The organism is Facklamia miroungae, assembly GCF_012396555.1.
Lineage (GTDB): Bacteria > Bacillota > Bacilli > Lactobacillales > Aerococcaceae > Facklamia > Facklamia miroungae.
In genome coordinates this window covers 1-1,460 of sequence record NZ_JAAXPS010000022.1, presented here as the reverse complement: position 1 = coordinate 1,460, position 1,460 = coordinate 1, and the positions used below count along the sequence as shown (strand labels likewise).

The 1,460-nt window shown below is 35.5% G+C and carries 3 protein-coding genes and 1 pseudogene; all 4 read right to left on the bottom strand.

What is annotated here, in order from left to right:
* Positions 1 to 22: 22 nt before the first annotated feature.
* Positions 23 to 478, bottom strand: a pseudogene (locus HF969_RS09690) (IS3 family transposase); the annotation flags it as partial.
* A 12-nt stretch (positions 479 to 490) separates the two neighbouring features.
* Positions 491 to 751 carry an IS3 family transposase gene (locus HF969_RS10240; RefSeq protein ID WP_425591401.1) on the bottom strand — a complete coding sequence of 87 codons (261 nt, stop codon included), beginning with the start codon at positions 749 to 751 and terminating at the stop codon, positions 491 to 493.
* A gap of 122 nt (positions 752 to 873) precedes the next feature.
* Complete coding sequence (locus HF969_RS09790) at positions 874 to 1,056, bottom strand: hypothetical protein (protein ID WP_210727931.1); 183 nt, start codon at positions 1,054 to 1,056, stop codon at positions 874 to 876.
* A gap of 101 nt (positions 1,057 to 1,157) precedes the next feature.
* The coding region (locus HF969_RS09785; RefSeq protein WP_210727930.1) for a helix-turn-helix domain-containing protein at positions 1,158 to 1,460 on the bottom strand (303 nt) is incomplete at its 5' end.

Genomic DNA, 1,460 nt, shown 5'->3' with positions numbered 1-1,460 from the left:
ACAAAAAGTTAATATTTAATTATTAAGCGGTTTGTAGCCTGTATTCAACAGGAGACAAGCCGTTTAATTTTGTTTTATTTCTTTCTTCGTTATACCAACGGATATCACTTTTAATTTCTTTCTCTAAATGAGCATAAGAGTTTAATGTGACACCATGGAACATCTCTTGTTTAAGAATTCCGAAGAAATTCTCCATCGGAGAATTGTCCAAACAATTTCCTTTTCGAGACATGCTTTGAGTGACGCCATTTTTTGTGAGCTTTGACATCCATGATTTATGCCGGTAGTGAAAGCCTTGATCCGAATGAATGATTAAATTAGATTCAATGTTTCTTGTTTGAAGAGCTTGATCGAACTTCGTATTTGTCATGCGGATATCAGGTCTATAACTTAAATTATAAGTGACTATTTCTCCGTTAAACGCATCTAAAATAGGTGAAAGATACCGTCTTTTTTCCTGACCCGGTAAACGAAATTCGGTGACATCAGTTCACCATAATTTATTGGCTGCCGAAACATTAAATGGACGAGCAACGATGTTGTCTGCGATTTTACCGACAGTTCCCTTATATGAGCTGTATTTTCTGCTTCGAGTATTAAACTTACTACCAAGCACATTTTCTTCTCTCATAATTCGCAAAACTTTCTTGTGATTAACAATATACCTCAGTTTTCTTAACTTTAAACGGACTCGACGGTATCCGTAACGTCCTTTGGACGCTTTAACAATCTTTCTCATTTCCTGCTTGATTTGAGCATCCGGATCAATCGTTAGCTTGAACTTTTTCTTCCACTCATAAAAGCTTGATTTAGGTAATCTACTAATCTTAAGCCATTCAACTATTTGAGTTTGAGGGTATTTTTCAAGTAAGTCTAAAATGATCTGCGTCTTTTCCTTGCTTCGGCTTCTTCTTCTAGAAGCAAGGCTGACAACTTTTTTTCATAGAGCACTTTCATTTTTAAGAGTCTATTTTCTTCCCTTAAGCGAATGAGTTCTTCTCGTTCGCTTTCGTTTAAAGGGTGATGATCAGTCTTCTTTTTTCTTTTATCGGTCATATTTTTTCTCGGCCTTCCGCTTTGTTCAAGCCTGAGAAACCTTCTTTTTGATAAATTCGATTCCAATTACCTATCAGCGATCCGTTAGGCAAATCGAATTTTTAAGCAGCTTCTCGATAGGAACATTCATGTATTTGCCTATATTTTATGACAGACAACTTAAATTCGCCACTATATTCTATTTTATTGAGCTTTTTATTAAATCCTTCGAACCCATGGTTTTCATCCATCTCTATCCAATTTCTAACTGTAGAAGATGGAAATCCATACTTTTCTGCTATTAAATCACGACCACCGGTCGTTCCATCAAGATATTCATTCACTAATTTGATTTTAAATCCTTTTGAATATTTAGACATAAAAAGAACCCCTCTATCCGAGTCCGGATTTAGGGGTTCAGTACA